Below are 26,082 nucleotides of genomic sequence, written 5' to 3' on the forward strand. Positions count from 1 at the left end.
AATCATGACAACCTGGCAATCTTTTGGTGTGACCCTGCTGCTGTTGCTGGGCCACACCCTGATCCGCAGCCTCATTCACAAGAGTCTGCTGGCGCTGGCCCATACCCGACAAGTGAGCGAGAACCGGGTGCTCTATGTGGAGCACGTGTTCCACTTCCTGCTCGGCTGCACTACCCTGCTGATCCTGGCCGGGGTATGGGGGCTCGATTTTTCACGGCTGGTGGTGCTCGCCTCCTCCTTCTTCGCCGTGCTCGGGGTGGCCATGGTGGCCCAGTGGTCGATCCTCTCCAACATCACCGCCAGCATCACCATCTTCTTCGCCTTTCCCTACAAGATTGGCGACCGGATCCGCATCCTCGACAAGGATGATTCCGTCACCGGCGTCATCACCGAGATCGGTCTCTTCTATGTGCGGGTGCGGGATGACAACGGCGATCTGGTCACCTATCCCGCCAACCTGATCCTGCAAAAGCCGGTCAGGCGACTGGAGGGCAAGGTGGCAGACCCCCTGCAGCCAGAATGAAAAAAGGCTCCTCACGGAGCCTTTTTTTGATCATGTGTCTCTATCAGCGTTCGAAGAAGCGATAGAGATGCTCGACCTGGATGGGGCAGTCTGCCACCAGATGAATGTGCTGGCGGGCCTCTTCGACCGATCCGAACGAGAGGGGGCAACCCAGGGTGTCAGTCATCTCGTACAAGCGGCCATCTTGCCCTCTGAACTCCACGATCCAGCCCGGCAGTATGGCATCTTGCAGTATCTCGGCTTCCTTGAAGGCTTGCTGCTGATAGAGCAGGCGAAGTTCATTGACTGTCATGACGTCCTCCTGTGACTCATAGCGCCTCTTCAAGTCTAGTGGCTGAATCTGCCTGATTCATCTGGCCGTGTTCAGACACTCCCAGGCCCAGCGCATGCGGATGAAGGTCTCTGCATCGCCACCCCGATCCGGATGGTGTTGCAGGGCAAGCTCCCGCCAGCGTCGGCGGACTGTCTCCTGGCTGGCATCTGCGGTCAGCTCGAACAGGGCCAGCGCTTCCGCCCTGTGTCCCGCTCCGTCATAAGCGCGCCAGAAGCGGTTGAGCAGAGCCTCCACCTCTTCCCGGTCGGTCTGCCAGAACACCTGCCAGTCGAGGTAGTAGTTGCGCAGAGACTGGCCGAGGGCCAACCTCTGGCGAGTATCTGTTACCCCTGCAAGGGGCTCTAGCCGTATATCCAGGGAGCTGATCACCAGCCACCACCCAGCGTCATGGAGCTCAGCCTGCAACTGGTAGAGGGCATTCATGATCAGAAAGTTGACCCGAAACAGCTGCAGCTGTTCATCCCCGGCCAGGGTGGGAATGGCTCCTTGCTGGCGCAGGGCGGCCAGCAGTTCGTGCACCTTGTAGCTGGCCGCCGCCTCTTGTAGCAGTGTCAGCAGGGGGGCGAGCAGCGGGTTGTGACAGTGCTCTGTCTCACTCATGAGCTGGCCGTCTCCTTGGGCGGTTGCAGTGCGATCAGCAACTCTCCTGACAGGGGCGTGACCGGACCTGTGACGATGCGGGGCTGCGCCCTGGCATCCAGTACGAACAGCGGTATGGCACCGGGGTTGGCATCCTGATATTGCGTCCAGTCGAAGGTGTCGCTCAGGCGAGTCGCCTTGATCTGGCCGCCCCGGCTCAGCAGGCCGCTCAAGCGGGCGTAGTTGATATCGGGCCCGAACAGGTTCTGGCGGGCGCGGAAGGTGGCACTCTCCCGGTTCGCCTTGCCGTGCTGTTCGCTGGAGCGCAGGGAGTAGACCTTCTCTTCACCGTATAGGTGGGCGAAGTGCAGCACGCCGAGGGCGTTGTTGTGACGGTTGGGGGAGAGCGCCAGCACTGTACTGATGCTGGTGAGCGGCAGATGCAGCTCGGCATGTTCCGACTGGGGGTTGCCGAAATAGCAGGGCAGGTTGCTCATGCGTGCCTGCTTGTAAAATTCCCAAGCAGGATCAGAAAGATAGACTGGGACTCCCTGATCCGCCAGCGCCTTGCCTATGGCCCTGGCCACAGAGTTGGCACCTATGATGAGCCAGGTGTTGGGGGCGCTCTGACGCATCCCGAGCAGGCCCGCCAGCGGCGCCGAGGTGAGGCTCTGCAACACCACAGTGGAGATGATCACCGCAAACACCAGGGGCACCAGCTTGTCCGCATCGGGAATATCGGCCTGATGCAGGCTGATGGCGAAGGAGGCACTGACCGCCGCCGCCACTATGCCCCGCGGCGCTATCCAGCTCAGCAGGGCGCGGGCCTGCCAGGAGAGATCCGAGCCCCAGGTCGAGACCAGGATGCAGAGCGGTCGTGCCACAAACTGCACCACGCACAGCAGTACCAGCACCATGGGGCCAAGCTGCCAGAGCTGGGCCAGATCGAGGCGTGCCGCCAGCAGGATAAACAGGCTGGATATGAGGATGACGGCGAGATCTTCCTTGAATGCCAGTACCTCCTCCAGATCCAGCCCCTCCTGATTGGCGAGCCAGATGCCGAATACGGTCACCGCCAGCAGGCCGGATTCGTGACTGAGCCAGTTGGAGAGGCTGAAGGTGACCAGCACCAGCGCCAATACCCCGAACTTGTGCAGGCTGACCGGCAGCCAGTCCTTGCGGATCAGCAGTGTGGTGAGCCAACCGGCTCCAACCCCGATCAGGGTTCCGACTCCGACGGTTCTTGCCAGCGCCAGCAGGGTGTGACTGAGCAGATCGCCCTGACTGCCGAGGCGTACCGCCTCGAACACCAGCACGGCGAACAGGGCACCGATGGGATCTATGACGATCCCTTCCCAGCGCAGTATGCGATCCACCTCCCGGGTGGGGCGGATCACGTTGAGCATGGGCGCAACCACAGTGGGGCCGGTCACCACCAGCACGGCGCCGAGCAGCATGGCGACCCGCCAGTCCAGTCCCAGCAGGAAGTAACTGGCGCTGCCGATGACGGCGAAGCTGACCAGCATGCCGGTGGAGCAGAGGTTGCGCACCACCTTGCCGATCCCCTTGAGTTCCGTCAGATGCAGGGTCAGGGCACCCTCGAACAGGATGATGGCCACCGACAGAGAGACCAGCGGAAACAGCAGGTCGCCGAGCAGGGCATCGGGGTCGAGCAGGCCGCTGACCGGTCCCAGGGTCAGGCCGGTGAGCAGCAGAAACAAAATGGCGGGCACTCGCAGTGACCAGGCGAGCCACTGGGCCAGCACTGAGACCAGGGCGATCCCGGCCAGGGAAAGAGCAGTCATGCAGACCTCGATTCAGGTAATGAGCTTGGAGGAAGTGTAGCGGGGAAGATGGCCAGATTGACACCCGCAGAGGTCGGGAGCAAGTGCCGTGGGGAGCTGCGCGACAGTCGGCGTCATGGTGGGCCGGAAAGGGCGTGGCCGCAGAGGAGTGGGGGGCGCTACGTAGCCATTATCCGTCGAATTAGATGGGGCTCTCTTTGTGAAGGTCGGTGACACAGTCGGCCACCGCCAGCACCAGGGCCGAGCGCACCACCTGATCGAGCCGGTTGAGCTGCATCTGGTAGAAGGGCCAGTCCTCCTCGTTGGCAGGGGGATCCTGCGGCATCATGCTGCCCTGGTTCAGGCAATGCAGCTTGTCCAGCAGATCGCGAATGGGCTTGTCGCTGAAGCGGTAATCCTTGGGGTCGCGCACCAGAAAATCGCGGATCTTCAGGTAGGCTTCGAGATCCTGATAGCGTTCCAGAGAGATGAGGCCGAGGGCAAAGATAAGCTTGAGGCGCACCTCCAGCTGGCCGAGGGGGCCGCTCTGGTTGAGCAGGGGTTCGATGGCGTATTTGACGGCATACTCCTCTTGGCGAAAGGCTCGCCGCATCAGGGAGTCGACCGCCTCTTCCAGGATGGTCACGACTTCGAGAAAGAAACCGCGGGGGCCATCCTGCTCGTTCAGTCGCTCCAGTACTTCATCTTCCTGGTGTGTGGTCATAGGTGCATTGGGTCCAGCTGACTGGGAGAGAGAGTGCCTCTCTCCCGGTTTTTATCATATGAGGCGAATTCCCATGCCATTCAACCGGTTGAGGCGGCGGTCTGGCGGTGAGTGCGCCCCATCAGGGTCACTTCAAGCTGTCGTAACGGGCGACGATGGCACTGACAATATCGCTGTCGGCGGCAAGGCCGGTCACCCGGGCCAGGGCCTGGGCCGGCCCAAGTTCCGCCAGCAGGGCCTGCAGCTCCATCGCCTGGGGATCATCGGCGTTGTGATAGTGCAGCGCCGCTGCGATTCCTTCTTGCAGATGGTCGCTCGGCAGGCCGTACTCCAGGGTGCCGAGCAGCGGCTTCACCAGCCGATCCCCTGCCGCCAGTTTGCGCAGCGGCTGACGGCCGACCCGGTCAATTTCGTCCACCAGATAGGGGTTGGCGAAGCGGGCCAGGATCTTCTCTATGTAGGCGGCGTGCAGACGCGGGTCGAAGCCGTAGCGTTTCACCAGCACGGCTCCGCTCTCCTCCATGGCGCGGCGCACCTTGCTGCGGATCACCGGATCCTCGATCGCCTCACGAATGGTGCGGTAGCCCCGCAACTTGCCGAGGTAAGCGGTGACGATATGGCCGGTGTTGAGGGTGAACAGCTTGCGCTCGACGAAGGCCATCAGGTTGTCGGTGGGCTCCATGCCCGCCACCTGGGGTAGTTCGCCCTTGAACTGGGTCTGGTCGACGATCCACTCGCTGAAGCTCTCCACCGTCACTTCCAGCGGATCGTCGTTGGCCGCGGCAGGCGGCACTATGCGATCCACCGCCGAGTCGACGAAGCCGACGCAGGATTCGAGCGTGGCATGATACGCGACCGGCAGGTACTTGAGTACCTCCTGCTTGAGGTGGCTGGTGCCGCGCACCATGTTCTCGCAGGCGATGACGTTGAGCGGGCTCAGGTTGCCGGCATCGAAACGGGCCTGAAGCCCCTTGGCCAGGGTGCTGGCAATCTTGTCCAGAATGTTGGGGCCGACCGCCGTGGTGACCAGATCGGCGGTGATGATACGGGCGATCACCTCGTGTCCGGCGGAGCTGACCGCCGCTACGTTGCGTACCACGTCCAGCTTCTGATCCGCCCCCACCACGTGCACCTTGTACTCCTGACGGTGGTTGAGCTGATCGATCAGGGTCTCGTTGACGTCGGCGAAGGTGACCTGATGGCTGGCGTCGGCCAGCAGTTTTCCGATGAAGCCACGACCGATATTGCCGGCACCAAAATGCAATGTTTTCATGATATTAACCTCTACAACCAAAGACGATGAAGGATGATTACGCAGCCTGTTCGGCACCCAGCAGATCCAGAAACTCCTGGGGATCCGTGGTGCTGGCCAGCCGGTCGATGAGACCGGGTTCATCCAGTGCATTGGTCAGGCGGGTTATTACCTGCATGTGTTCGTCGTTGCGGGCGGCGATGCCGATCACCAGTCGTGCCACCTCGTCCGCCGCCTCGCCAAAGGCAACGCCGGCCGGATACTGGCAGATGACGATGCCGGTACGCTTCACAAACTCCTTGGCGGCTATGGTGCCGTGGGGCACGGCGATGGACTCGCCGAGGTAGGTGGAGACCAGCTGCTCGCGCTCCAGCATGGCGTTGACGTAATCCGGTGCCACGTAGCCCCGTTCCGCCAGCAGTCTACCAGCGGTCAGGATGGCGGCCTCCTTGTTGTCGGCCTTGAGCCCCAGATGCACGTCGTGACGACTCAGGGTAAACACTTCAGCCGCTTGAAGTTCGTAGTTGTCATCGTTGGCCGCGACCAGCAGTTGCGGGTTGGCCACGTCATCGTTGGCCGCCAGCGTCAGGTTCTGCACCAGCTCCTGATAGAGGCCGTTGTCGAGGAAGTTGGTGAGCGAGATATGGTGAGCGTTCGGCGCATGACGACGGGCCCGTTCGGTCAGATCCTTGTGGGTGATGACCCAATCCACCTGATCGTCGAGCTGATCGATGGCACGGTTGGTGACGCTGATGTCGAGCCCGGCAGCCTGCACCCGTTTGCGCAGCATGCCGGCACCCATGGCGCTGGATCCCATGCCCGCATCGCAGGCGACCACGATATTGCGCACCGCCATCAGCTCGCCGCCCGGCTTCTTGGCCGCCGCGGTTTCGGGCTTGCCGCCCTTCATGGCTTTCATCTTGCGGGTGGCTTCACCCAGCGCATCGGCCTCGTCGGCTTCCGGCTGCTGGGCGCGAACGAACACGGCGGCGACCAGGAAGGAGACCAGGGTCGAGCTGATGATGGAGAGGGCAACCCCGATCAGGGAGGCTTTCGGCGTCATCAAGAGCACGGCGAAGATGGAACCCGGTGAGGCAGGGGAGACCAGACCGGCGTTGAACAGAGTCAGGGTGAAGACCCCTGTCATGCCACCGGCGATCACCGCCAGTATGAGGCGCGGGTTCATCAGCACATACGGGAAGTAGATCTCGTGGATGCCGCCGAAGAAGTGAATGATGGAGGCGCCAGCCGCGGACTGCTTGGCGGCGCCACGGCCGAATACCATGTAGGCCAGCAGCACGCCCATGCCCGGGCCCGGGTTCGCTTCGATCAGGAAGAAGATGGAGCGGCCCTGTTCGGTCGCCTGCTGGATCCCCAGCGGCGAGAAGATGCCGTGGTTGATGGCGTTGTTGAGGAACAGGATCTTGGCCGGTTCAACGAAGATGGAGGTGAGCGGCAACATGTGGTTTTCCACCAGGAAGCCGACGCCACCCGCCAGTACGCCGGAGAGCACCTTGACGAAGGGACCGATCACGAAGAAGGCGAGGATAGCCAGCAACATGCCGATGAGACCGGCGGAGAAGTTGTTGACCAGCATCTCGAAGCCGCTCTTGACGCGCCCTTCCATCACTTTGTCGAAGCGCTTGATTGCCCAGCCACCCAGCGGACCGACCATCATGGCACCCATGAACATGGGGATGTCGGTACCGACGATCACGCCCATGGTGGTGATGGCACCGACCACGCCGCCCCGTTCACCGCCCATCAGCTTGCCGCCTGTATAGCCAATCAGCAGCGGCAGCAGATAGGTGATCATGGGGCCGACCAGCTTGGCCAAGGTTTCGCTTGGCAGCCAGCCGGTGGGAATGAAGAGAGCGGTAATAAAGCCCCAGGCGATGAAAGCGCCTATGTTGGGCATGACCATATTGGACAGGAAGCGTCCAAAATTCTGTATCTTGACTTTGGTATCCGGTGATAACATGTCGGGACCCCGTTTTAAGCCTGTTTGATTAAAAGTGGTAGTCGGGATGACGGGTTTTGCCGAACCCCCATCCCAGTCGTCTAAGCAACTTCAATCTACCAGCTTGTGATCAAATTAGGCTGAAAACGGGGTGTCTTGTGACGTACCTCTCAAATACCCAGCCATACCCCCTCCATAAGTAGTGACCCTGATCACATTCAAGCTCTGTAGTTTGGCTACATTTCGATCTTTCTTGCCGCCATCACCCATTTAGTGTGATTCGTGTCACCTTTTGTGGTTTGCGCAAACCCGCTGTCAATGTGATTGCTGTCACGAATATTTAATTTGTATTCAAACGGGTCAGTGTGTGGGATGCAAAATCCGAGAGGGATAACGATGGATAGATAGTATTTGCTCATTAATCGCCAATGAATCAGTAGGTTTGTAACCCACTTTCAGTTTTTCATGATTGGCATTCAACCGCACAAGCGGCGCATTACCCCCTCCAGTGGTCCTCTGGCGAAGCGCAGGCTCCACAGATTGGCGAACAACAGAGCCGTCAGGGCAAAGAGGGTGGCGGCCAGTACCACTTCGGGCAGATCTTGCCCCTGCAGCCAGCCCAGCCCCTCCAGCACGCCCATGCCGAGCATGACATGGGCGATATAGAGTGTCAGCGTCTGCCGTCCGACCGGCAGCCAGACTCGCCACCAGCGAGCAGTGGGCAGGGTGCGGCCGAGCCAGAGGCAGAGCGCGATCAGGGTGCTGGCCGCCCCCATGCCAAACAGCAGGTAGAGCGGGGCAGGAGGAATGGGCCCGGTCGCGAGCAGGGGGGCCAGTTCGGGCTGGGGGAACAGTATCAGCAGCCAGAGCGACAGCCCCTTGGCCAGCACCATGGCCCCCACACCGCCGGCCAGCAGCCATCTCTGTACGCTCGCGTTCGCGAGGGCCTGACGACTCAGCCAGAGGCCGTAGAGCAGAAAGCCCAGCCAGGGCACCACAGGGTGCCAGCCATTGAACAGCAGATTGCGGACGAAGCCGTTCAGGGTCCAGAACTCGGGGTAGCTGAAGCTGTGCCACTGCCAGCCCTGATCGTAATTGAAGTGAAACAGCAGGATGACGAAGCCCGCTGCCAGCAGGGGGATCAGGGCGAGCAGCCAGAGGGAGGGTAACCGCAGGCAGCAAGCCCCCAGCAGGAAGTAAACGGCGTAGTAGTGAATGATGTCGGCTTGAAACACCAGATAGTTGAGCAGTCCCAGGATCAGCAGAAACAGGGCCCGCTTGGCGGTGTGCTGCATGGCTGTCGGCCAGCTCAGCTTGCGGCTCGAGAGACCGAGACCTATGCCGGCCAGCACCACGAAGCTGGCGGCAGAACGACCCTCCAGCGCATCCAGCATGACTTTGAGCCAGTCAGGCCCGCCTGTCAGCACCCCCATGGCGATGCGAAAGTTCACCAGCACCATGCCGAGCAGGGCCATGGCGCGGGCCAGATCCAGCCCCTCCAGTCTATTGGATGACGATGTCATAAGCGGTTTGCCTCGCAGGAGAAGAATCCATGGCTCAGTTGGCCGGCCCCAGCAGCAGGTCCAGCAGCTGGGGCAGTCGTTGCGCCGCTGAGGGCTGATCCGGATGTAGGACAAGTGCATCGCGCAGTGCCTGTCCTTCCAGCCCGTCCAGCAGCAGTTGGGCGGTGAGAGCGGGGTCCAGTCTTGCCTCCAGACATCCTTCTTGCTGTCCCCGCCGTACCGTATTGGCAAGGGCATCGCACAGCTGGCTCTGGTTGCCGGCGAAGGTGGCGGCCATCTCGGGGTGGCGGGTCAGCTCGGCCAGGATTTCGGTGCCGAGCAGCAGATTCTCCGGCGTCTGCGACCAGGCGAGATAGCCAGCGGCGAAGCGGGCCAGTGCCGCGCGGGCGGAGCCCTGATCCAGCTCATCCAGCAGAGGCTGCAACTCGGCGGCTTCCAGCGAGGCGATCAGCGCGATCAGCTCCTCTTTGCGGGCGAAGTGGTTATAGAGGTTGCCCAGACTCACCCCTGCGGCGGCGGCTATGTCACGCATCCCTGTCTGGTGGAAGCCCCGCTCGATGAAGCAGCCGAGGGCTGCCTGGATGATCAGCTCCCGCCGCTGCTCCAGGCGGTTGTGATTGATGGACATGGTCGGCTTCCTCTCTGCTGGTCGATATTTCGTGAGCGAACGTTCGTTCATTTGTGATGTTCACCTTATCTCCGGTGTGAAAAAGAAGCAAGCCACAGTTAGCCAAGAGGAGGCATCTCCTTGGTCGGAAGACTCCAGGGCAAGCCATGCGTCCGCCGAGCGGCCAGTGACGTTCCCGAATAATCCGGTCCCCCAGCTGGTCAACGCCATGACAGGTAGAGGGTCATTGCACTCCTGGAGCCATCTTCTCGTCGGGCTACCCGCTCCTCAGAGCGTTCGTCTGTTGGCTCAAGGGGGCTGAGGGCGGGGCATCGTCTTCCTGCCGGCCATGAACAAGGGGTATAAAAAAGCCCGCAGGGTTGCGGGCTTTTGCATCGAGCTGTAGAGGCTTGGCTTATTCCGCCTTGGGGGCTGCCTCGGCTGGTGTCTCAGTGCTTTCGGCTACCGTGTTCTCGGTTACGGCACTGTCGGCCACCGGGGCTTCCGGTGCCGGGCCTGGTACCAGCTCCACTGCCGGTTTGGCGATGAGGGAGCGAGTCTCTTCCACCGCTTCACTCAGCTTGACCTCGATAACCTGACCCAGTTCATAGACCACTTCGGTCTTGTCCAGGTAGACACGGCCATTGTCCCAGTTGCACTCCAGCCGATCCTTGTTGTCCAGGATGTGACGGGCGGGCATGAAGACAACGGCGCCGTTTTCGCGCAGGCGCAGCTTGAGACCGGCGCGCATCACGTCGATGATCTCGGCGTTGAACACCTGATCGGTGCCGGCGGCAGCCTTGAGGTAACGGACATAGAGCCAGTCGCCGATGTCGCGTTCCACCATGCGGTGCAGGCGACGACAGGCGGTCAGGTGCTCGGTCAGTTCCTGGCTAGGACGATCGCCCGGGGTCTTGCCGGCGATGACGGCTTTGAGCAGGCGATGGTTGACCATGTCGCCGTATTTGCGGATCGGGGAAGTCCAGGTCGCGTAGGCATCCAGCCCCAGGCCGTAGTGGGCACCCGGCTCGGAGGACATAAGCGCATAGCTCTGGAAGCGGCGGATCTTGCCATCCAGCCAGCGGGTGTCCAGGTTGTCTATCCAGCGGCGCAGGGCGCAGAAGCCGGTCAGGCTGGCGATCTCGTCGCGCTCGAATGGGGCCTCGGCGCTTTTCAGCAGGTCGATGGCGCCGTCGAGGGACTCTTCATCGAACCCTGTGTGGACGTTGAAGATGCCGTAGCCGACGCTCTTGCCCAGCACGCGACCGGCGCAGATGTTGGCCGCGATCATCGACTCTTCGATCATGCGGTTGGCGATGCGGCGCGGTTCCACGTGAATGGCCAGCACTGCGCCATTTTCCCCCAGCTCGAAGTCGTAGTCGGGTCTGTCCGGGAACACCAGGGCGTGCTCGGTACGCCACTTGATCCGCGCCTCCGTCATGGCCTTCATCAGCGGCAGCTGGGCCATCACGCCGGCGTCGATCTCGAGAGGTTTACCCTGTTCGGCCCAGTCGGAGACCTCGTCATAGTTGAGACGGGCATGGGAGATGATGCGGGCGGCGAAGAACTCGGTCTCCTCCAGCAGCAGGCCATCTTCGGCGATCAGCAGGCGGGCGCAGAGCGTGTTGCGCTCCTCGCCCTCTTTCAGGGAGCAGAGCTCGTCCGAGAGGGTGCGCGGTATCATGGGCACGTTGCGACCCGGCATGTAGACGGTGAAGGCGCGCTGGGCAGCTTCCTTGTCCAGCTCGCTGCCTTCGGCCACATAGGCGGTCGGGTCGGCGATGGCGACCAGCAGCTCCCAGCCGTTGTCCAGTTTGCGGATGGCCAGGGCGTCATCCATGTCCTTGGTCTTGGCGCCGTCAATGGTGAAGAAGGGGGTCGCGGTCAGATCGGTACGTGGCAGCTCCTCTTCCTCGATCACCTTCCACTCCGGCAGATCAGCCGGTTCTATCTGGGCCAGGTTATGGCGAGCCAGCACCACCCACCAGGGCACATTGTGGTCTTCCTGATCGGCGATCTTTTCGATGATCTCGGCAGAGAAGTTGCCATCACTCAGGGCGTGGCGCTTGAGGGTCGCAACCACCCAGTCCCCTTCCTTGAAGGACTTCTCATCCAGACCCTTCTTGGCGCGGGCCTTGATGGCATCCTTGATGAGGGGGTGGTCCGGCACCACGTTGAGGCGGTCACGGAACATTTTGACGCGACCGACGAAACGGGTCACTGCCTGCTCCAGCAGGGCATCCGGCTCGGCCACTTCCTTATCTTTTTCGGTACGGATCAGGGCGCTCACCCGGTCACCGTGCATCACCTTTTTCATGTAGGGGGGCGGCACGAAATAGCTGGTCTTCTCATCGACTTCCAGAAAGCCGAAGCCCCGGTCCGAGGCGCGGATAACACCCTCTTTCTTGGGGATGTTTTCGCGGATTTGTTGCTTGAGCTGGGCCAGCAGCGGATTGTCTTGGAACATAAGTGAGGAACCTGAGTGGAGACCTGATGAAGAAACGCCCAGCACTATACGATTTTACCCCCTCAAAGCCAAGGTGAATGGCCCCGTCAACCGGGTTGCAGTGTGCGGCGCCCCTCGCTGATCAGACGCTGGGAGATCTGTTTGTGCAACCCGCGCTCCAGCACCCAGCGGTGCCAGTAGAGGCGCTCAATGAGGTGATGTGAGGGGCTGAGATCGAGCAGTCTCCCCTGTGCCAGCTGCTGGCGGATCTGCAGTTCCGGGATGAGACAGTAGGCGAGTCCCTGCTCTGCCATGGCGACGAAGGCTTCCGACGAGCGCACCGTATGGCAGGGATAGCCACCGGGTTCCAGCCCGAAGTGGCGCTCCATGAAGCTCACATGCATGTCGTCGCGCTGATCGAAGGCCACCGCCGGTGTCTTTGCCAGCGCTGCCGGGGTGAGCCCGGCGGGAAAGTGACGGGCGACGAAGGCGGGGCTGGCGGTGAGCAGGTAGCGCATCTCGCCGAGCTCGTCCACGCAGCAGCCCGCCAGTGGCTGGCCGTGCAGGCTGACGGCACCGAAGGCCTGACCCTCGCGCACCCGATCCAGGGTGCGGCATTCGTCATCCACCAGCAGGTTCAGCTCTATAGGGTGCTGCTCCAGCAGAGGTGCGAGGGCTGGCAGGAACCAGGTTGCCAGGCTGTCGGCGTTGACCGCTATGCTGACCCGGATCGGGGCCTGCGGTTCGTCGGGCGCGATCTCGCCGGCCAGCTCCAGTTCCAGCTGGCGTACCTGGCGGTAGTGGGCCAGCAGCTTTTGGCCAAGAGGGGTCGCCTGTAGTGGCTGGCTGCGAATGAGCAGCGGCTCGGCAAACTGTTGTTCCAGCTGCTTGATGCGCTGTGAGATGGCGGACTGGGTGATGTGCAGGCGCTGGGCGGCGCGCTCGAAGTTCTGCTCCTGCATTACGGCATCCAGCGCCAGCAGCAGCTTGTAGTCCAACGCCTTCATCAGCATTCCTTATCAGAGAGGGTATTGAGAAGAGATGCTACTGGAGTGATGGCAGGACGACAACGAAACTCTGACCGGATCGCCGAGAGGCACGGCTGGCGTGGTGTGCGGGGTGAAAGCGGGTTTGTCACTGCGAGATGTGACAGTGGTGGTCAAAAGGTATTCAGGAGATACTCTTTTGCGTCCGTTTTTGCATGGGGTGGAAACGGGCCATAGCGAGAACTTTTAATCCCGGGCCTTATCCCGGGATTTTTTTATGTGGCGTTTACTCGGTGACCAGTTCCCTGGCATCGGCATACTCGCCCTGCATGGGGTGGCCGACGGCACGGGCGAAACGTTCATCCAGATGAAAGCGGATTCCGACCCCGCGCACTGCGCCCAGATCCACGGCCTGACGGTGACCGAGTCGCTCTATGGGCAGGCCGAGACGGCGGAAGATACGCTCCACCGGCAGGCTGACCACGGCGACCAGTTCCCGGATCCCCTTCGCCCTGGCGAAGGCATAAACCTCGCGGAAGATGACGCAGGTCAGCTCGCTCACCCCGTTGCCCATGCGCGGCGCCCGGTTGGCGTCGATGGCGAGGCGAGTCAGTTCCCACACATCGCTGCTGCGTGGTGCCATCTCCCCGGCGAGAGCGGTGGGGAATATGCTGGGCAGCATGTAATCCTGGGCGCAACTGAGCAGACGGATGCAGCCGCACAGGCCTTCTTCGTCCTCGATCAGCACCCAATGGGTGTCTGGGGTGTCGAAGCTGTCCTGCTCCAGACCACGGTGAGACTCCACATCCCAGCCGAGACGATCGGAGAAGACGCGATTACGGAAGCGATAAAGCTCGTTTTCTACCTCCCATCTGGGGTGTTCTTTTAATTTTCCTTTGAAAACAAGCATTCAGATGTCTCCATTTCAGTGTTCGGCGCTATAATCGAGGCCCTGGCCAGGGGGGCTAGCATATGAAACAAGACCAACTGCTTGAGTACCTCGAACATTTCACTTCGGTAACAGACGGGGATCGTTTGGCCGAGTTGATCGGTCGATTCACGCTCGGTATGGGCTATGACTACTACCGGTTCGCACTGATCATTCCCATGTCGATGCAAAGGCCCAAGGTGGTGCTGTTCAATCAGTGCCCTGACTCCTGGGTGCAGGCCTATACGGCCAACCATATGCTGGCCTGTGATCCCATCATCCAGCTGGCCCGCAAGCAGACCTTGCCCATTTATTGGAACCGACTGGATGAACGGGCGCGTTTTCTGCAAGAGGGCAGTCTGGATGTGATGGGGTTGGCGGCGGAGTTCGGGCTGCGAAACGGTATTTCGTTTCCGCTGCACGGTGCGGCGGGGGAAAACGGCATACTGTCGTTCATCACCGCCGAGCGGGCGTCAAGCGATCTGCTGCTGGAGTCCTCGCCCATCCTCTCCTGGATGTCCAACTACATCTTCGAGGCGGCGATCCGGATTGTGCGGGTCAGTCTGCGGGAAGATGACCCTCAGGAGGCCCTGACTGACCGTGAGACCGAATGCCTGTTCTGGGCCAGCGAAGGGAAAACGTCGGGTGAAATTGCCTGCATCCTGGGGATCACGGAACGTACCGTGAACTACCACCTCAATCAGGTCACCCGTAAAACGGGGTCGATGAATCGCTACCAGGCCATCGCCAAGGGGGTGAGCAGTGGCATTTTGCTGCCCAATCTGGAGCAGGTCGTTGTCACCAACTTCCCCAAGCTGATGCAATAAAACCCAATGATTCTCGGGGCAGAGCGACAGGCTCACAATTGTCAGATCATGCAATTGACAGTTGGTGCCGGATGGAATTCATCCCTGCCCTCAGGATCCCGCTTGATTAGAGAAATGAATCACTCAGCAGATTAATGAATTTCTCTGAACACCCCACCGCCCTTTATAGTGCCGTCCACTCACTCTTCTGGACGGTTTATCCATGTTCGCGACCACTCTGCAAGGCTTCACCCTTGGCCTTGCCATGATCATTCCCATTGGTGCCCAGAACGCTTTCGTGCTGAGCCGGGGCATACATCGCAATCACCATCTGCTGGCTGCGACCCTCTGCTGTCTGTGTGATCTCATCCTGATCGGGATTGGGGTATTCGGCGGGGCCAACCTGCTGGCAGCCAGTCCCATCGGGCTGGCGCTGCTGACCTGGGGTGGTGTGCTGTTTCTTTGCTGGTTCGGCATTCGCTCCCTGCGCAGTGCCTGGCAAGGGCAGGGGGCTGCGCTGGTGGATTCACCCCGGCTGATGGGGGTCAAGAGCGTGCTGGCCATGACGCTCGGGGTGACCCTGCTCAATCCTCACGTCTATCTGGATACCCTGATGCTGCTCGGCTCCTTTGGCAGCCAGTTTGCCGAACCGTTGCGCCCGGCCTTTGCGGCAGGGGCCATGCTGGCTTCCCTGGTCTGGTTCTACAGTCTCGCCTTTGGTGCGGCCGCGCTCTCACCCTGGCTTGCACGGGGCCGGGTGCAGCAAGCTATTGATACTATTGTTGGTTTAATCATGTTGGGACTGGCATTGCAACTGGCGAGTGGGGCCTTGCTGGCCTCATAAGGCTATTTTTGTGCCACACCTCATAAAAATTAATCCCGGCTTCATGCCATGACATATTCGTCTGTTAAATTCCCGTCGCTGGTAAAGCGACACTCATAATAAAAGGGAAAAAACAGTGAATAAAACCATGAAGCTGGGTGCTATTGCAGCCATAGTGCTGTTGTCTGCCTGTAGCAATGAAAGCGACAGCAAGACGCAACCGGGCGCTGTGGCCCTGCGTCTGATCCAGACCTCCGATATCCACTCCAACGTGCTGGGATACGATTACTACCAGAACAAGGAAGATCGCAAGTTTGGCCTCTCCCGTACCGCCTTGCTGATCCGTGCGGCGCGCTCGGAAAATCCCAACAACCTGCTGCTCGACAACGGTGACCTGCTCCAGGGCACGCCGCTGGCGGATTACATCTTCGAGCAATCGGGCGCCGGTTACCTCGACAAGCAGGCCCACCCCGTGTTCAAGGCCATGAACGAGCTGGGTTATGATGCCGGAAACCTGGGCAACCACGAATTCAACTATGGGCTGGATTACCTCACCAAGACACTGCAGGGTGCCAAGTTCCCCTATGTGAACGCCAACGTGTTCGAGGCGGGCGCCTTCAAGCGCGATGCCAAGGGGCAGATCGACTGGAGTGGCAACAAGTTCACCCCTTACCTGCTGCTGGAGCGTAAGGTGAAGGATGACAAGGGGCAGGAGCAGACCGTCAAGGTGGGCATATTGGGGCTGACTCCGCCGCAGGTGCTGCAGTGGGACAAGCGTCATCTGGAAGGCAAGGTGGTGGTGGCCGACATGGTCGAGACCGCCAACCACTATGTGCCAGAGTTGCGTGCCAAGGGCGCCGACATAGTGGTCGTGGTCGCCCACACCGGCATCAACGCCAGCAGCTACGAAGCCATGATGGAGAACTCCGCCTGGCACCTGGCCAAGGTAAAAGGGGTGGATGCCCTCATGCTGGGGCATGCCCACAAGAACTTCCCCGGTGATTTCCCGGATCTGCCGGAGGTGGACAACCAGGCCGGTACCCTGAGCGGCGTGCCAACCGTGATGCCAGGCTATTGGGGCAACCATCTGGGCATCATAGACCTCACCCTGGAGCAGGTTGAGGGCAAGTGGCAGGTGAAGCAAAGCCAGGCCAGCCTGCGCAAGATCGATTCCAGTGAAGGCAGCGCCGTGGATCAGCGAGTCGTCGATCTGGTGCAGGCGGATCACGATGCCACCAACCAGTGGCTGGATGAACCGCTCGGCAAGATCACCTCCTCCATCCACAGCTTCTTCGCTCTGGTACAGGACGACCCTTCGGTGCAACTGGTGAGCGATGCCCAGCGCCGCTATGCCGAACAGCTGCAACAAGACGGTCTGCTCAAGGAGTCCTACCCCATTTTGTCGGTGGCGGCCCCCTTCCGTGGCGGTCGCAACGGCATCAATGACTTCACTTATGTGGCCCAGGGCGACATCTCCCTGCGCAACGTCTCCGACCTCTATATCTATCCGAACACCTTGCAGGTGGTCGAAGTGAACGGGGCCACCGTCAAGGAGTGGCTGGAGATGAGCGCCGGTCAGTTCAACCAGATCGACACCGGCAAGACAGAGGTGCAGTGGCTGGTGAACGAGAAGTTCCCCACCTACAACTTCGATGTGATCGATGGCGTGAACTATGAAGTGGATATCACCCAGCCGGCCCGGTACAACAAGGAAGGGGACAAGGTCAGCAACGGCCAGCGCATCAGTGCGCTCACCTTCAACGGCCAGCCCATTGACCCGGTCCAGAAGTTCTACGTGGTGACCAACAACTACCGCGCCAGCGGTGGCGGTCATTTCCCGGGCATAGACGGCAGCAACATAGTGCATGAAGATCCCTCCGAGACGCGGGAGATCATTGCCCAGTACCTGAAGGCCCAGTCTGCCGACAACCCGGGTGGTTTCAGCCCGGCGGCCAACAACAACTGGCACATGAAGGCCCTGCCCGCCAACGTGGACGTGCGGCTCTACTCCTCTCCCCGCGAGGAGGCCAAACAACTGGCCGGCGCGGATCTGGAGTACAAGTCCACCCTGCCGATGGACGATGCCAAGCATCCGGGCTACGCCATCTTCCGCCTGATCCGTCAGTAACCCTGGCTGGAAAACACGATAAAAAAAGCCCTCGCAGTGCGAGGGCTTTTTCGTGGGCGGCTGGTGGTCTGTGCTTAGTTCACCACGGCCACGTTGATGCTGCCGTTGCCTTGGGTCATGCGTACCCGGGCGCCAGGTACGAAGGTGGGGCTGGCTTTTTGCACCACCACGATGGATTCGCCGTTCTCTTTCTTGATCTCGAGCTCGACACCGTCAACCTGATTGAGCTTGTCGCCGGCAGCTTTACCGGCGGCGGCACCTGCGATGGCACCACCGGCGGCGGCGATATCGCTGCCCCGGCCACCCCCTATGGTGCTGCCGAGCAGGCCACCGACCACGGCGCCGCCTATGGTGCCGACCAGAGAGTTCTCATCGGCCTGGATCTTGACCGGGCGGGTGGAGAGTATGGTGCCGTAGCTCACTGTCTGGACCTGCTTGGCACGATCCTTGGTGTAGACATCGCCGGAGTAGACATCGCTGTTGGCACAGCCGCTGAGGGTGGTGGCAGTGGTGGCGGCCAACAAGGCGATAAGGGTCATACGTTTCAACATGATGGGCCTCCTGGGCTGGCATCTAATCTGGTTAATTCGGTCAGTGAGTGCAACTTTACGCCAACCGGATTGAGCATGAAACCAGCAAAGTGTAACCAATTATGAGACTCGGGGACGGGAGGCGACGCCTGCAGCGGGATTAGCCGAGGCTTTTTTCCAGCAGCAGGCGATCTTCACCCGGGCCGAAATAGTCGCGCTCCTCGGCAACTTGCTGATAACCGAGTCGAAAGTAGAGGCGTTTGGCCGGATTGGCCGGATCCACCGTCAGTCTGACGCGTTCGACCAGCACCTGGGTCAGTGCCTGCTCCAGCTGCAGCATCATGCGCTCGGCAAGACCGAAGCCGCGCGCCTCGGGCAACACAGCCAGGGAGAGCAGCCAGCCTTGCGACCGATCCTGTCCCAATCCACCCAGGGCATAGCCAAGCAGCTTGCCATCCAGTTCGGCCACCAGCAGCAGCTCGGGCCAGAGATCCATGGCCTGGCGAAAGAAGAAGCCTGGATAGACATCCTCCCCGAAGACGTTGACGTCTATCTGCCAGATGGCGTGCATGTCGGCGTGGGTGGCCACTCTCAAAACGGGGGGCTGATGCATCCGGGCTCCTGTCATTGCATTCGTGCTGCCGTGCGGCAGTCAAAGGAGTCACAGGTTAGTGGGCCATCCTGGCTGATGCAAGCTTACCTGATGATGTCGGGCGCGCGTGGTCGAAGGTCTGTGTCAGGGCGGCAGGGGCCGGCTGTTGGGCAATCTTGGGGCCTTGCGGCGGCTGTCCAGCAGATGGCACAGGGCAAGCCAGGGGTGACGCCACAGCATGCGCGGGCCGCTCCATTTCATGATCTGCTGGATCTGTTTGCGCATGGCGGGGGCATAGCAGTGGATGTGGCAGTTGGCGCAGGTCGGTTTGTGGCCGTGACCATAACGGCAGCGCCGCAGTCGCTGGTGGGCGAAGGCTTGCAACTGCTGGCAGTGCCGACAGGCGGGATCCTGATGGTGGTGGTGGCAGTAGAGGCGGATCATGGCGCTGACCGTTTGCTGCTCCCGCTTGAGCCTGGGGTGCTCGGATGCCTTGCTGGCACGAGTGCTGTGCATTGAGTCGGGATCATGGGGTTTCATGGCGGTCATTGTCCTGACCTGAGGGGACTGGGTGTTGATACAGGTCAAGACGTGAGGCAAAAAAACAGGGCCCGCAGGCCCTGTGTCATCAGATGAGGCTGGTTGCTTGTTCCAGCCAGAGGAGATCCTCGCCCTCCAGCATGGGGCTCAGGCGGCGGAACACCTCGACATGGTATTCGTTGATCCAGCGGAACTCGGCCGGGCTCAGCAGGCTGCGATCGATGAGGCGGGTATCGAACGGCACATAAGTCAGGCGCTCGAAGCCCAGCATCGCCAGTTCGCCCATCTGTTCCTGTTCGGTCACGACCACCAGGTTTTCGCAGCGGATGCCGAACGCATCTTCCCGGTAGTAACCCGGCTCGTTGGAGAGCACCATGCCCGGTTGCAGCGCCACCAGGCTCCCCTTGGGCGCGATGCGCTGGGGGCCTTCGTGCACGCTCAGGAAGTGACCGACACCATGGCCTGTGCCGTGGTCATAGTTGTAACCCGCCTGCCACAGCGGCATGCGGGCCAGCACGTCGAGCTGGATGCCGGCGGTACCGCGCGGGAAGCGGGCCTGATCCAGCGCGATATGGCCCTGCAGCACCCGGGTAAACATGGCCTTGTGCTCGTCAGTCACCTCACCCACCTTGACGGTGCGGGTGATGTCAGTGGTGCCGTCCAGATACTGGGCACCGGAATCCACCAGATAGATGCTGTCCTGACCGAAGGGGCGTGGTGTGCCGTTGGTGTGACGGTAGTGGCACATGGCGGCGTTGGGCCCCAGCGCCGAAATGGTGTCAAAGCTCGGCTCGACGTAGTGTTCCTGCTCGTGACGGAAGGCTTCCAGCTGATCTGCCAGGGTGCCTTCATCCACCCCCTCGAATTCGCCGGAGGCGATCAGCCGATCCAGCCAGGCGAGGAAACGGGTAACGGCGACGCCGTCACGCAGGTGGGCGCGCTGCATGCCGGCCAGCTCCACCGGGTTCTTGCACGCCTTCGGCAGCATGGTCGGATCCTGACCGGCCACCAGGATGGCGCCTGCCTCTTCCATGATGAGCTGGGTCCAGGCGTTGGCCGTGTTGGGATCGGCCAGTACTCTTTGCTGGTTTTCACCAATGCGTTGCAGCACATCACCCAGCTTGTCGATGGGGTAGACGGAGACATCCTGTCCCACATGTTTGGAGAAGGCGATGCAGTCAATCTTGTCGGTGTCGACGAAGAAATCCATGCTGGTGTTGGCGTAGAGCACCGCAAAACCCAGCACTACCGGCAGACGCTCCACGTCACGGCCACGCAGGTTGAGCAGCCAGTTGATGGGCTCGGCCTGGGTCAGCAGTACGGCATCCAGCCCGCGCTTGCGCAGGTCTGTGGCCAGCAGTTCGCGCTTGGCCTGGCTCGACTGGCCTGCCAGCTCTTCGCTGTAGAGAATGACAGGGGTTTTGGTCGGCGCGGGGCGATCGCTCCAGTGCAGGTCGATGGGGTTCTCATCGACCCGTACCAGCTCGATGCCACGTTCGGTCAGCAGGGCCTTGGCGTGTTGATACCAGGCCAGGCTGTGCAGGCGGGCGTCAAAGCCGACCCGGGAACCGGACGGCAGTTGTTCAGCCAGCCACTGCACATGGGGATCTTCGTTCAGGTGAAGAAACTCGAATAGCTCGGCCGGTGCCTGCATGCGGGCCTGCACCGTGTAACGACCGTCGATGAACAGGGCCGCCCGCTGCGCCATTATGATGGCGAGCCCGGCGGAGCCGTTGAAACCCGTGATCCAGTCCAGACGCTCTGCGTAGGCTGGAATGTATTCGCCCAGGTGCTCGTCATCGTGGGGGACTATGAAGGCGTCCAGCTCTTGAATGGCCAGAGCGGCCCTGACCTGGGCGACGCGGGTTTCAATAATCTCGAAATGATTCATGTCGTTAATGCCAGATTGTAGTGATGTGAGTGTTCAGTGGTTGTGGCCGCTGTCCAGGATCCGTTTGATCGACTGGCCAGCCGCCTCGATATGTTGTTTGAGCAGCACCACAGCCTCGTGTTTGCGGCGGGCGCGACACAGCGCCAGCAACTGGGCGTGCTCACGTTCGGCCTTGTCCACTCCGTCGCTGGCAAACAGCAGCTCGAAGCGTACATAGCGGTCACAGCTCAGATTGATCTGGGCAATCAGCTCCAGCGCCTGGGGGCGACCGGCAGCCTGATAGAGGGTGGCGTGAAAACTGTGGTTCAACTCTGCCCAGTGTTCGATCTGGGTGCCTGACTCGAGCGCCTGATCAAACTGGGCCAGGATGGCCTCTGCCTTGGCAAAGGTCTCCTCCGTCATCAGGTCGACGGCGTGAAACAGGGTATCGGCTTCCAGCAGGGCTCGCAAATAAAAGAGCTCCTCGATGGCCGAGGCGTCCAGCATGGTGACCACGGCGCCGCGGTGGGCCTCGAATTTCACCAGTCCCTGGGCCTCCAGTTGCATCAGGGCTTCCCGCACCGGAATGCGGCTCACCGCCAGCTCCTTGGCGATGGCATCCTGACGAAGAGGGGCGCCGGCGGGAAACTCCCCACGCAGGATCCGGCCGCGGAGGTTCTCCATCACCATCTGGGTTCGGGTCTTGTAGGGTGGGGTCATGGTCGGGTCACAGGGGAATCGTTACAAAATTGTATATTGTATAAAGTTGGGCTGAATCTAACGCGCAACCGCCCACAAGGCAAGGTTTGGGGGGGATCAAACGCCGCCATCTGGTTAAAAAAATACCGGTCAGCAGGGCTGACCGGTATTGGAGTTTGCAAGAAGACGGGTGCTGGCGTTACAGCTGCGGACCTGCCGCGACCAGGCGCTTGCCCTCTTCGTTGTCGGTGAAACGCTCGAAGTTCTTGATGAAGCGCTGGGCCAGATCCTCTGCCTTGGCGTCCCACTCGGCCTTGTCGGCATAAGTGTCACGCGGGTCGAGGATCGCCGGGTTCACGTCGTGCAGTGCGGTCGGCACTTCCAGATTGAAGACCGGCAGTATCTTGGTCTCGGCTTTCTCGATGGAACCGTCCAGGATGGCGTCAATTATGGCGCGGGTATCCTTGATGGAGATGCGCTTGCCGGTGCCATTCCAGCCGGTGTTGACCAGATAGGCTTCCGCGCCGGCCGCTTCCATCCGCTTCACCAGCTCCTGACCGTACTTGGTCGGATGCAGGCTGAGGAAGGCCGCACCGAAGCAGGAGGAGAAGGTCGGAGTCGGCTCTGTGATGCCGCGCTCGGTACCGGCCAGTTTGGCGGTGAAGCCAGACAGGAAGTGGTACTTGGTCTGCTCCTTGGTCAGCTTGGAAACCGGGGGCAGCACGCCGAAAGCGTCGGCAGTCAGGAAGATCACCTTGTTGGCATGACCCGCCTTGGAGACCGGCTTGACGATGTTCTCGATGTGATAGATGGGGTAGGAGACACGGGTGTTCTCGGTCTTGGAGCCATCATCGAAGTCGATGGTGCCATCGGCAGCAACGGTCACGTTTTCCAGCAGCGCATCGCGACGGATGGCGTTGAAGATGTCCGGCTCGGCTTCTTTGGAGAGCTTGATGGTCTTGGCGTAGCAGCCCCCTTCGAAGTTGAACACGCCGTCATCGTCCCAGCCGTGCTCGTCATCGCCGATCAGCTGACGCTTGGGATCGGTGGAGAGGGTGGTCTTGCCGGTGCCGGAGAGGCCGAAGAAGATGGCAACGTCGCCGTCCTGACCCACGTTGGCGGAGCAGTGCATGGAGGCAATACCGCGCAGGGGCAGGAAGTAGTTCATCATGGAGAACATCCCTTTCTTCATCTCGCCACCGTACCAGGTGCCGCCGATGAGCTGGATCTTCTCGGTGAGGTTGAAGGCAACGAAGTTCTCGGAGTTGAGACCCTGTTCCTTCCAGTTCGGGTTGGTGCATTTGGCACCGTTCATCACCACGAAGTCAGGTTTGAAGGCTTTCAGCTCTTCATCGCTCGGGCGAATGAACATGTTCTTGACGAAGTGAGCCTGCCAGGCCACCTCTGTGATGACGCGCACGGCCAGACGGGTATCCGGGTTGGCACCGCAGAAGCCATCGACCACAAACAGGCGCTTGCCGGAGAGCTGTTTGGTCACCAGGGATTTCAGATGTGACCACACTTCCGGGGTAATGGCTTTGTTATCGTTTTTACCCTGGTCAGACCACCACACAGTATTCTGGGTGGTGGCGTCTTTGACGATATATTTATCTTTCGGGGAGCGGCCTGTAAAGATACCGGTGTTGACATTAACGGCGCCCAGTTCAGTCACTACACCGCGCTCGAACCCTTCCAGGTCAGAACGTGTCTCTTCCGCGAACAGCTGCTCGTAGGAAGGATTGCGAACGATTTCTTGGCTGTTTTTGATGCCGTACTGGTCCAGTTCTAATTGTTGGGCCAGGGTGGGTTCTGCCACGATTGTCATTGTATTCTCCTGGGTTCAGAGGTTGGTAGGGTTCTATCTGGCATTCATCCTATCACTTAGGTGGTAGAGTTTAGAGATCGCCATCAAACTTTATAAAATAGGGTATTTTTTTGTTATTTAAGTTAAAGGCGGGTTTTGCCCGCCTTCAATTAGTGTAACTTGTTTGCATCATTATCGGGAGCCCTGCTGAACAGGGTTTCGACGTCGATCCCATCAAATTGGTACTGGGCGCCGCAATAATCACAGTGCATGTCGATCTTGCCGAGCTCCTGCACCATCTCCAAGACTTCTTCCTTTTCTATCTGCAGCAGGGCCCCTTCACAGCGTGCGCGGGAGCAGGTGCAACGGAATTCGACTGCCTGGGGATCGAACACCCGCACCTTGTCCTGGTGGTAGAGACGGTAGAGGATCTCTTCCGCTTCCAGCCCGAACAGCTCTTCATCCTTGATGGTGGCGGTAAGCTGGGTCAGGTGATCGAAATCTGCGCTGTGATCCTCGCTCTGGGCGGGCAACGCCTGCAGCAATATGCCGGCGGCGCGCGGTTCACCCTGGTGGTAGCCGGTACGGATCCAGAGCTTGGTGGCCAGCTGTTCGGATTGGGCGAAGTAGTGCTCCAGGCAACCTGCCAGGGTATCGGCGTCCAGGGCTATGATGCCCTGATAGCGCTCGCCCTGCTCCGGAGTGATGGTGATGATCAGCTGGCCGTTGCCAATCAGGCTCTGCAGCTTGCCATCGCTCGGCAGCTCCCCTTCATAGCGGGCCACGCCGCGCAACTGCTGGTTGTTGTCACCGTTGATCACCGCCAGACGGACAGGGCCATCACCCTGCAACTGCACAGTGATGGAGCCTTCGAACTTGAGGGTGGCGGTCAGCAGGCTGGTGGCGACCAGCAGTTCACCCAACAATTTTTGCACCTGCACCGGATAACTCTGGGCTTCCACCACGTGGCGGTAGGTGTGATCCAGCTGGACCAGCTCACCCCGGACTTCGTACTCTTCAAACAGATAGCGATACAGGAGATCTTGGTTACTCATCATGCATTCCTGGGTTTTTAGGTGAGGTGAATAGATAAAAACAATAATAAACAGGTGGTTAGGAACTTATCTCGCCCCCTGTCGTCATAAAAGGGCCACGTTGGCGAGTCAGTATTGCTTGACCTTGATCAGCTGGCGCCGCTCCTGCTTGTCGGGACGACGCTCGGGGCTTGGGGCAAACTGGCTGTTGAAGCGGCGCGCCTCGCTGTTCTCGGCCCGTTTTTTCAGGCTGGCTTCCGTCTCTTCATAGAGCAGCTGGGCCAGCGGGGCGGACTTGCGCTGTTCGCTCACTTGCAGTACCCGCACCTCCCGCTCGTCCTGGCCCTGCCAGACACGGATGAGGGCGCCGGCTTCAACGGCCTTGCCAGGTTTGCTGCGCTGGCCGTTATAGTGCACCTTGCCCCCTTCAATCTGATCGCGGGCCAGGCTGCGGGTCTTGTAAAAACGCGCGGCCCACAACCATTTGTCGAGGCGGACCTGGGTTGTGGTTTCTGCGGGATTCGGCATGAATCGACTCCGGGATGGCTGAAAGGGGAGCCTGATTATACCAGAGGCAGGCCTCGGGATAGAAACAGGGGGCTGATGGTGTGACGGAATGTCAATTTTCACAGCTTGATACCATCCGGTCGGTTGTCTCTGGGTCCATTGCCGTACACAATAGCCAACCGATTTGGAAGCCAGAATATATTGATAAACATGACGCTACCGTTCAGGGATGACTTGTTGAGCTCCCTTCTGGCCCGTTGCAAAACCGTGCCGCTCTCCCGTTTCAGCCAGCCCCTGTTCTGGCTCTTGCTGCTGTTGCTGGCCCACCAGTGCGCCGGTCTTACCTGGCGGCTGCTGGATCTCGGTAGCCAGCAGAGCAGTCAGCCCTGGCAACCGGCCGTGGCAGGCAGTCAGGGTCAGGGCAAGGCCCGGCTCGATCTCGGCGGCGTCAGCCGGCTGGCACTGTTTGGCAAGGCGAAGCAGCAGGCCCGGGCGGCCGATGCTGTCGCAGCCGACGCACCCAAGACCCAGCTCAATGCGCAGCTCAACGGTGTGCTGGCCAGTTCCGATCCCGCCAAGTCCATTGCCATCATAGCTCACAGCGGTGTGCAAAATTCCTATGGCATAGGTGACTTCATCGATGGCACCCAGGCCAAGGTTCGCCAGGTGTTTGCCGACCGCGTCATCATAGAACGTGACGCGCGTGACGAGACTCTGATGCTGGACGGGGAAGAGTACGGCAAACCCCTGCCCAAGCAGGGCAACCCGGATGAGAAGCTCTCCTCGGTGCGCAGCGAATTGCTGGGCAACCCCGGCAAGATCACCGATTACCTCAATATTTCACCGGTACGAGTGGATGGCCGCATGGTCGGCTATCGCCTCAATCCGGGCAGCAATCCAGAACTGTTCAATCAACTCGGTCTGGTCGCCAATGACATGGCGGTCAGCATCAATGGTCTGGATCTGCGGGATAACGCTCAGGCCATGCAGGCGATGCAGCAGGTGGCAGGCGCCACGGAAATGACCGTCACCGTCGAACGGCAGGGACAGCTCTACGACGTTTATGTCGGCTTGTCAGAATAATGATTTGGAGTAGCACCAAG

Annotated in this window: 24 protein-coding genes; 5 read left to right on the forward strand and 19 right to left on the reverse strand. The window is 60.4% G+C overall.

Annotated elements, in window-relative coordinates:
- The first annotated feature begins 4 nt into the window (after positions 1-4).
- Positions 5-523: a mechanosensitive ion channel domain-containing protein gene (locus AC1P02_RS07690; RefSeq protein ID WP_058394871.1), complete on the forward strand. Its 519-nt coding sequence runs from the start codon at positions 5-7 to the stop codon at positions 521-523.
- A 43-nt stretch (positions 524-566) separates the two neighbouring features.
- Here the strand turns inward: AC1P02_RS07690 and AC1P02_RS07695 are convergent, their stop codons facing one another.
- The 11 genes from AC1P02_RS07695 to AC1P02_RS07745 all read right to left on the reverse strand — a co-directional run bounded on the left by AC1P02_RS07695 (position 567) and on the right by AC1P02_RS07745 (position 13,628).
- Positions 567-815: a hypothetical protein gene (locus AC1P02_RS07695; RefSeq protein WP_005315976.1), complete on the reverse strand. Its 249-nt coding sequence runs from the start codon at positions 813-815 to the stop codon at positions 567-569.
- A 57-nt stretch (positions 816-872) separates the two neighbouring features.
- Entirely contained in the window at positions 873-1,457 is a 585-nt protein-coding gene (locus tag AC1P02_RS07700; protein ID WP_265467425.1) for a DNA-J related domain-containing protein, read from the reverse strand.
- Positions 1,454-3,241, reverse strand: coding sequence for a cation:proton antiporter (locus AC1P02_RS07705; RefSeq protein WP_096117817.1), 1,788 nt, complete (start codon positions 3,239-3,241; stop codon positions 1,454-1,456). Before AC1P02_RS07705 ends, AC1P02_RS07700 begins: the two co-directional genes overlap by 4 nt.
- A gap of 181 nt (positions 3,242-3,422) precedes the next feature.
- Positions 3,423-3,944, reverse strand: a complete 522-nt coding sequence (locus AC1P02_RS07710; RefSeq protein WP_408114165.1) for an MltR family transcriptional regulator — start codon at positions 3,942-3,944, stop codon at positions 3,423-3,425.
- A 127-nt stretch (positions 3,945-4,071) separates the two neighbouring features.
- Positions 4,072-5,217 carry a mannitol-1-phosphate 5-dehydrogenase gene (locus tag AC1P02_RS07715; RefSeq protein WP_058394875.1) on the reverse strand — a complete coding sequence of 382 codons (1,146 nt, stop codon included), beginning with the start codon at positions 5,215-5,217 and terminating at the stop codon, positions 4,072-4,074.
- Between the two features lie 37 nt (positions 5,218-5,254).
- Positions 5,255-7,177: a PTS mannitol transporter subunit IICBA gene (locus AC1P02_RS07720; protein WP_059111577.1), complete on the reverse strand. Its 1,923-nt coding sequence runs from the start codon at positions 7,175-7,177 to the stop codon at positions 5,255-5,257.
- A gap of 455 nt (positions 7,178-7,632) precedes the next feature.
- The gene (locus AC1P02_RS07725; protein WP_485184818.1) at positions 7,633-8,679 is read right to left on the reverse strand and encodes a heparan-alpha-glucosaminide N-acetyltransferase domain-containing protein; all 1,047 of its coding nucleotides are present in this window, start codon (positions 8,677-8,679) and stop codon (positions 7,633-7,635) included.
- Positions 8,680-8,713: 34 nt separating this feature from the next.
- Positions 8,714-9,307, reverse strand: a complete 594-nt coding sequence (locus AC1P02_RS07730; protein ID WP_440146735.1) for a TetR/AcrR family transcriptional regulator — start codon at positions 9,305-9,307, stop codon at positions 8,714-8,716.
- Positions 9,308-9,701: 394 nt separating this feature from the next.
- Positions 9,702-11,753: an exoribonuclease II gene (locus tag AC1P02_RS07735; RefSeq protein ID WP_485184820.1), complete on the reverse strand. Its 2,052-nt coding sequence runs from the start codon at positions 11,751-11,753 to the stop codon at positions 9,702-9,704.
- An 86-nt stretch (positions 11,754-11,839) separates the two neighbouring features.
- Positions 11,840-12,739, reverse strand: coding sequence for a LysR family transcriptional regulator ArgP (locus AC1P02_RS07740; RefSeq protein ID WP_485184822.1), 900 nt, complete (start codon positions 12,737-12,739; stop codon positions 11,840-11,842).
- A 265-nt stretch (positions 12,740-13,004) separates the two neighbouring features.
- Complete coding sequence (locus AC1P02_RS07745) at positions 13,005-13,628, reverse strand: acyl-homoserine-lactone synthase (RefSeq protein WP_058394881.1); 624 nt, start codon at positions 13,626-13,628, stop codon at positions 13,005-13,007.
- A gap of 62 nt (positions 13,629-13,690) precedes the next feature.
- Between AC1P02_RS07745 and AC1P02_RS07750 the strand changes: the two genes are divergently transcribed.
- The 3 genes from AC1P02_RS07750 (at position 13,691) to AC1P02_RS07760 (ending at position 17,403) form a co-directional block, all read left to right on the forward strand.
- Positions 13,691-14,473, forward strand: a complete 783-nt coding sequence (locus AC1P02_RS07750; protein ID WP_005315931.1) for a LuxR family transcriptional regulator — start codon at positions 13,691-13,693, stop codon at positions 14,471-14,473.
- A 202-nt stretch (positions 14,474-14,675) separates the two neighbouring features.
- Positions 14,676-15,296, forward strand: a complete 621-nt coding sequence (gene lysE, locus AC1P02_RS07755; RefSeq protein WP_059113733.1) for an L-lysine exporter — start codon at positions 14,676-14,678, stop codon at positions 15,294-15,296.
- 127 nt (positions 15,297-15,423) lie between these two features.
- The gene (locus AC1P02_RS07760) at positions 15,424-17,403 is read left to right on the forward strand and encodes a bifunctional 2',3'-cyclic-nucleotide 2'-phosphodiesterase/3'-nucleotidase (RefSeq protein WP_485185435.1); all 1,980 of its coding nucleotides are present in this window, start codon (positions 15,424-15,426) and stop codon (positions 17,401-17,403) included.
- A 74-nt stretch (positions 17,404-17,477) separates the two neighbouring features.
- On the opposite strand, the gene AC1P02_RS07765 is transcribed toward AC1P02_RS07760, so the two are convergent.
- The 8 genes from AC1P02_RS07765 to hslR form a co-directional block, all read right to left on the reverse strand.
- Complete coding sequence (locus AC1P02_RS07765; RefSeq protein ID WP_005315904.1) at positions 17,478-17,954, reverse strand: outer membrane lipoprotein; 477 nt, start codon at positions 17,952-17,954, stop codon at positions 17,478-17,480.
- 139 nt (positions 17,955-18,093) lie between these two features.
- Positions 18,094-18,546 (reverse strand): GNAT family N-acetyltransferase, encoded by a 453-nt coding sequence (locus AC1P02_RS07770; RefSeq protein WP_059168727.1) that lies wholly within the window; start codon positions 18,544-18,546, stop codon positions 18,094-18,096.
- A gap of 123 nt (positions 18,547-18,669) precedes the next feature.
- Positions 18,670-19,074 carry a nitrous oxide-stimulated promoter family protein gene (locus AC1P02_RS07775; RefSeq protein ID WP_241519070.1) on the reverse strand — a complete coding sequence of 135 codons (405 nt, stop codon included), beginning with the start codon at positions 19,072-19,074 and terminating at the stop codon, positions 18,670-18,672.
- Between the two features lie 79 nt (positions 19,075-19,153).
- On the reverse strand, positions 19,154-20,956 hold the full coding sequence (locus AC1P02_RS07780) for an aminopeptidase P family protein (RefSeq protein ID WP_485184828.1): 1,803 nt from the start codon (positions 20,954-20,956) through the stop codon (positions 19,154-19,156).
- 33 nt (positions 20,957-20,989) lie between these two features.
- Positions 20,990-21,655, reverse strand: a complete 666-nt coding sequence (locus AC1P02_RS07785; RefSeq protein WP_005315877.1) for a GntR family transcriptional regulator — start codon at positions 21,653-21,655, stop codon at positions 20,990-20,992.
- A gap of 178 nt (positions 21,656-21,833) precedes the next feature.
- The gene (pckA, locus tag AC1P02_RS07790) at positions 21,834-23,459 is read right to left on the reverse strand and encodes a phosphoenolpyruvate carboxykinase (ATP) (protein WP_485184831.1); all 1,626 of its coding nucleotides are present in this window, start codon (positions 23,457-23,459) and stop codon (positions 21,834-21,836) included.
- Positions 23,460-23,608: 149 nt separating this feature from the next.
- Entirely contained in the window at positions 23,609-24,493 is an 885-nt protein-coding gene (gene hslO, locus AC1P02_RS07795) for an Hsp33 family molecular chaperone HslO (RefSeq protein ID WP_058394888.1), read from the reverse strand.
- A gap of 108 nt (positions 24,494-24,601) precedes the next feature.
- The gene (hslR, locus tag AC1P02_RS07800; RefSeq protein ID WP_005315870.1) at positions 24,602-25,000 is read right to left on the reverse strand and encodes a ribosome-associated heat shock protein Hsp15; all 399 of its coding nucleotides are present in this window, start codon (positions 24,998-25,000) and stop codon (positions 24,602-24,604) included.
- Positions 25,001-25,213: 213 nt separating this feature from the next.
- Between hslR and exeC the strand changes: the two genes are divergently transcribed.
- Complete coding sequence (exeC, locus tag AC1P02_RS07805) at positions 25,214-26,062, forward strand: GspC family type II secretion system variant ExeC (RefSeq protein ID WP_272481857.1); 849 nt, start codon at positions 25,214-25,216, stop codon at positions 26,060-26,062.
- Positions 26,063-26,082: the final 20 nt, after the last annotated feature.

Source organism: Aeromonas sp. TS_SC_11, assembly GCF_057318915.1.

Excerpts from the sequence above, each read along its gene's own strand:
- AC1P02_RS07690 (WP_058394871.1), top strand. The coding sequence starts at position 5 with ATGACAACCTGGCAATCTTTTGGTGTGACCCTGCTGCTGTTGCTGGGC.
- AC1P02_RS07695 (WP_005315976.1), bottom strand. The coding sequence starts at position 815 with ATGACAGTCAATGAACTTCGCCTGCTCTATCAGCAGCAAGCCTTCAAG.
- AC1P02_RS07700 (WP_265467425.1), bottom strand. The coding sequence starts at position 1,457 with ATGAGTGAGACAGAGCACTGTCACAACCCGCTGCTCGCCCCCCTGCTG.
- AC1P02_RS07705 (WP_096117817.1), bottom strand. The coding sequence starts at position 3,241 with ATGACTGCTCTTTCCCTGGCCGGGATCGCCCTGGTCTCAGTGCTGGCC.
- AC1P02_RS07710 (WP_408114165.1), bottom strand. The coding sequence starts at position 3,944 with ATGACCACACACCAGGAAGATGAAGTACTGGAGCGACTGAACGAGCAG.
- AC1P02_RS07715 (WP_058394875.1), bottom strand. The coding sequence starts at position 5,217 with ATGAAAACATTGCATTTTGGTGCCGGCAATATCGGTCGTGGCTTCATC.
- AC1P02_RS07720 (WP_059111577.1), bottom strand. The coding sequence starts at position 7,177 with ATGTTATCACCGGATACCAAAGTCAAGATACAGAATTTTGGACGCTTC.
- AC1P02_RS07725 (WP_485184818.1), bottom strand. The coding sequence starts at position 8,679 with ATGACATCGTCATCCAATAGACTGGAGGGGCTGGATCTGGCCCGCGCC.
- AC1P02_RS07730 (WP_440146735.1), bottom strand. The coding sequence starts at position 9,307 with ATGTCCATCAATCACAACCGCCTGGAGCAGCGGCGGGAGCTGATCATC.
- AC1P02_RS07735 (WP_485184820.1), bottom strand. The coding sequence starts at position 11,753 with ATGTTCCAAGACAATCCGCTGCTGGCCCAGCTCAAGCAACAAATCCGC.
- AC1P02_RS07740 (WP_485184822.1), bottom strand. The coding sequence starts at position 12,739 with ATGAAGGCGTTGGACTACAAGCTGCTGCTGGCGCTGGATGCCGTAATG.
- AC1P02_RS07745 (WP_058394881.1), bottom strand. The coding sequence starts at position 13,628 with ATGCTTGTTTTCAAAGGAAAATTAAAAGAACACCCCAGATGGGAGGTA.
- AC1P02_RS07750 (WP_005315931.1), top strand. The coding sequence starts at position 13,691 with ATGAAACAAGACCAACTGCTTGAGTACCTCGAACATTTCACTTCGGTA.
- lysE (WP_059113733.1), top strand. The coding sequence starts at position 14,676 with ATGTTCGCGACCACTCTGCAAGGCTTCACCCTTGGCCTTGCCATGATC.
- AC1P02_RS07760 (WP_485185435.1), top strand. The coding sequence starts at position 15,424 with ATGAAGCTGGGTGCTATTGCAGCCATAGTGCTGTTGTCTGCCTGTAGC.
- AC1P02_RS07765 (WP_005315904.1), bottom strand. The coding sequence starts at position 17,954 with ATGTTGAAACGTATGACCCTTATCGCCTTGTTGGCCGCCACCACTGCC.
- AC1P02_RS07770 (WP_059168727.1), bottom strand. The coding sequence starts at position 18,546 with ATGCATCAGCCCCCCGTTTTGAGAGTGGCCACCCACGCCGACATGCAC.
- AC1P02_RS07775 (WP_241519070.1), bottom strand. The coding sequence starts at position 19,074 with ATGACCGCCATGAAACCCCATGATCCCGACTCAATGCACAGCACTCGT.
- AC1P02_RS07780 (WP_485184828.1), bottom strand. The coding sequence starts at position 20,956 with ATGAATCATTTCGAGATTATTGAAACCCGCGTCGCCCAGGTCAGGGCC.
- AC1P02_RS07785 (WP_005315877.1), bottom strand. The coding sequence starts at position 21,655 with ATGACCCCACCCTACAAGACCCGAACCCAGATGGTGATGGAGAACCTC.
- pckA (WP_485184831.1), bottom strand. The coding sequence starts at position 23,459 with ATGACAATCGTGGCAGAACCCACCCTGGCCCAACAATTAGAACTGGAC.
- hslO (WP_058394888.1), bottom strand. The coding sequence starts at position 24,493 with ATGAGTAACCAAGATCTCCTGTATCGCTATCTGTTTGAAGAGTACGAA.
- hslR (WP_005315870.1), bottom strand. The coding sequence starts at position 25,000 with ATGCCGAATCCCGCAGAAACCACAACCCAGGTCCGCCTCGACAAATGG.